The organism is Acidisphaera rubrifaciens HS-AP3, from assembly GCF_000964365.1.
GTDB classification, from domain to species: domain Bacteria; phylum Pseudomonadota; class Alphaproteobacteria; order Acetobacterales; family Acetobacteraceae; genus Acidisphaera; species Acidisphaera rubrifaciens.
In genome coordinates this window covers 1-3832 of the sequence record NZ_BANB01000844.1, presented here as the reverse complement: position 1 = coordinate 3832, position 3832 = coordinate 1, and the positions used below count along the sequence as shown (strand labels likewise).

At 69.5% G+C, this 3832-nt stretch carries 2 protein-coding genes; one reads left to right on the top strand and one right to left on the bottom strand.

Features of this window, described 5'->3' with window-relative positions; genetic code table 11:
* Positions 1-323: 323 nt before the first annotated feature.
* Positions 324-851, bottom strand: a complete 528-nt coding sequence (gene ssb, locus B8460_RS18400; protein WP_048863078.1) for a single-stranded DNA-binding protein — start codon at positions 849-851, stop codon at positions 324-326.
* Between the two features lie 152 nt (positions 852-1003).
* On the opposite strand from ssb, the gene uvrA reads away from it, so the two are divergent.
* On the top strand, positions 1004-3832 hold a 2829-nt coding region (uvrA, locus tag B8460_RS18395; RefSeq protein ID WP_048863077.1), incomplete at its 3' end, for an excinuclease ABC subunit UvrA.

Genomic DNA, 3832 nt, shown 5'->3' with positions numbered 1-3832 from the left:
GGGGCCGGCTCGGTCGCCTGCGGCGGCATGGACGGCATTTGGGCGGCGGCGAGCCGGCCGACCGGCGCCGGGTGCATCCCGCCGGATACGGCGGCGGCTTCAGGCGGGGCCCCTGCGGCGCAGCCGGCGACGGGCAAGGCGCAGCACAGCAGCAAGAGGGTCAGGCGAGAGGGCATAAGCGACGATCCATGGCACAGCGCGGGTGCCCTCATGCTAGCCCCGGCCGGCTCGGTGCCGAAACCGTCTGATGCACAACGGCGACGCCTGTGCCCGGAAGGCCACAACCGTCGCCGCGCACCGGTCCGGGGACGCGGGACGGTGGCTCAGAACGGGATCTCGTCGTCCAGGTCGCCGCCCTTCGGCGCATCCCAACTCGGCGCGCCCCGTTCGGACGGAGGAGCACGATCCGAGGAACCACGCTCCCCGCCGCCGCGTCCGGCCCGCGCCGGGGCCTGGCTGCGGGGAAAGCCCCCCGACTCGCCGCCGCCCGCGCCCTCGCCCGCCCGGTCGAGCATCTGCAACTCGCCCCGGAACTGGCGCAGCACGACTTCCGTCGTTTCGCGCTCCTGCCCGTTCTTGTCGGTGAACTGCCGGCTCTCCAGCGCGCCCTCCAGATACACCTTCATGCCCTTGCGGAGATATTTCTCCGCAACCTCCACCAGCCGCTCGTTGTAGATGACGATGCGGTGCCACTGGGTCCGTTCGCGCCGCTCGCCGGATTGCCGGTCGCTCCATGTCTCGGACGTAGCCACCGAGAAATTGGCGAGCTTGCTGCCGCCCTGGGTGCTGCGTATCTCCGGATCACGCCCCAGATTGCCGACCAGGATCACCTTGTTGACGCTGCCCGCCATGACGCAAACCTCCTGAAACACACGCGAAAGTAGAACTTCTCCCGCGCATTTGCCACTTCCGTTGCCCCGCCTTGTCGTTTGCGCGGCGCCCTCGACAAGCCCTATAGGCTTGCTCACCCTGAACATCTAGAGAACGACAGGCTTTCCCCAGCATGGCCGGCTTCATCCATGTCCGCGGCGCCCGCGAACACAACCTCAAGAACGTCGACGTCGCCATCCCGCGCGACCGGCTGACGGTCATCACCGGTCTGTCGGGTTCCGGCAAGTCCTCGCTCGCCTTCGACACGATCTATGCCGAGGGTCAGCGCCGCTATGTCGAGAGCCTGTCCGCCTATGCGCGGCAGTTCCTCGAACTGATGGGCAAGCCGGACGTGGACGCGATCGAGGGGCTGTCGCCCGCCATCTCGATCGAACAGAAGACGACCAGCCGCAACCCGCGCTCGACCGTCGGCACCGTCACCGAAATCCACGACTACATGCGCCTGCTGTGGGCGCGCGTCGGCATCCCCTATTCGCCCGCGACCGGCCTGCCGATCGAGGCGCAGACGGTCAGCCAGATGGTCGACCGCGTGCTCGCGATGCCGGAGGGCACGCGCCTGCTGCTGCTCGCTCCCGTCGTGCGCGACCGCAAGGGCGAGTACCGCAAGGAACTGGCGGAATTGCAGCGCCGCGGCTTCACCCGCGTGAAGGTGGACGGCACGCTGTACGACATCGGCGCGGTGCCGAGCCTCAACCGCAAGACGAAACACGAGATCGAGGCGGTGGTGGACCGGATCGTGGTCCGCCCCGGGATCGAGCCGCGCCTCGCCGACAGTTTCGAGACGGCGCTCGCCCTCGCCGACGGCGTCGTCTATGCCGAGGACGCGGACGGGGGCGCCCGCACCGTCTTCAGCTCCCGCTTCGCCTGCCCGGTCTCCGGTTTTTCCATCGAGGAGATCGAGCCGCGGCTGTTCAGCTTCAACAGTCCGCACGGCGCCTGTCCCGCCTGCGACGGCCTCGGCACCGAGACGTTCTTCGACCCGTCGCTGGTGGTGCCGGACGAACGGCTCAGCCTCGCGGACGGCACCGTCGCCCCGTGGGCCGGCGCGAAATCGCCCTATTACGACCAGACGCTGCAATCCATCGCCCGCCACTACAAGGTGACAACGCGCACACCGTGGCAGGACCTGCCGGCGCGGGTGCGCGCGGCGATCCTCGACGGCACGGACGACGACATCACCTTCACCTACAAGGACGGCGTGCGGACCTATTCCGTCACCAAGCCGTTCGAGGGCGTGCTGCGCAACCTCCAGCGCCGCTGGGAGGAGACCGACAGCGCCTGGGTGCGCGAGGAGATGTCGCGCTATCAGGCGGAGAAGCCCTGCCACGTCTGCAACGGTGCGCGGCTGAAGCCGGAGGCGCTGGCGGTGAAGATCGCCGGGCTGAACATCGCCGAGGCGTCGGAGATGTCGATCGCGCGCGCCGGCGCATGGTTCGCCGGCGTGCTGCCGACGCTCACGCCGCAGCGGGCGGAGATCGCGCGCCGCATCCTGCGCGAGATCGTCGAGCGGCTGCGCTTCCTCGACGACGTGGGCCTCGACTACCTCACGCTCGCGCGCGGATCGACCACGCTCTCGGGCGGCGAGAGCCAGCGCATCCGGCTGGCGAGCCAGATCGGCTCCGGCCTGACCGGCGTGCTGTACGTGCTCGACGAGCCGTCGATCGGCCTGCATCAGCGCGACAACGAGCGGCTGCTGGGCACGCTGCGGCGGCTGCGCGACCTCGGCAACACGGTGCTGGTGGTCGAGCATGACGAGGACGCGATCCGTGCCGCCGACCATCTGATCGACATGGGGCCGGAAGCCGGCATCAACGGCGGCCACGTGATCGCCGAGGGCACGCCGGCCGAGGTCGCGGCCAACCCGCGCTCGCTGACCGGCCAGTACCTGTCCGGCACGCGCGCCATCCCCGTCCCGCCCTTGCGCCGGCCGGTGCAGAAGGACCGCATCCTCCGCGTCGTCGGCGCGCGCGGCAACAACCTGCACGACGTCACCGCATCCTTCCCGCTCGGCACCTTCACCTGCGTCACCGGCGTCTCGGGCGGCGGCAAGTCCACGCTGGTGATCGACACGCTCTACAAGGCGGCGTCGCGGCGGCTGATGGGATCGGGCGAATCGCCCCCGCCGCATGACCGGATCGAGGGGCTGGAGCATCTCGACAAGATCATCGACATCGACCAGTCGCCGATCGGCCGCACCCCGCGCAGCAATCCCGCGACCTATACCGACCTGTTCGCGCCGATCCGCGACTGGTTCGCCGAACTGCCGGAGGCGCGCGCCCGCGGCTACAAGCCCGGCCGCTTCAGCTTCAACGTCAAGGGCGGCCGCTGCGAGGCGTGCCAGGGCGACGGCGTCATCAAGATCGAGATGCACTTCCTGCCGGACGTCTATGTCACCTGCGACGTCTGCAAGGGCCGGCGCTACAACCGCGAGACGCTCGACATCAAGTTCCGCGAGAAATCGATCGCCGACGTACTGGCGATGACGGTGGACGAGGCGGTGCCCTATTTCAGCGCCCAGGGCCGCATACGCGACCGGCTGTCGATCCTGCAGCGCGTCGGCCTCGGCTATGTCAGCCTCGGGCAGCAGGCGACGACGCTCTCGGGCGGCGAGGCGCAGCGCATCAAGCTGGCCAAGGAACTGGCGCGGCGCGCGACCGGGCGGACGCTCTACATCCTCGACGAACCGACCACCGGCCTGCATTTCGAGGATGTACGCAAGCTGCTGGAGGTGCTGCACGCCCTGGTCGATCAGGGCAACACGGTGATCGTGATCGAGCACAATCTGGAGGTCATCAAGACCGCCGACTGGATCCTCGATCTCGGGCCGGAGGGCGGCGACGGCGGCGGGCGCATCGTGGCCGAGGGGCCGCCCGAGGCGATCGTCGCAAGCGGCGCCGGCCACACCGGCCGCTTCCTGGCGCCGCTGCTGGCCGGTGCCCCG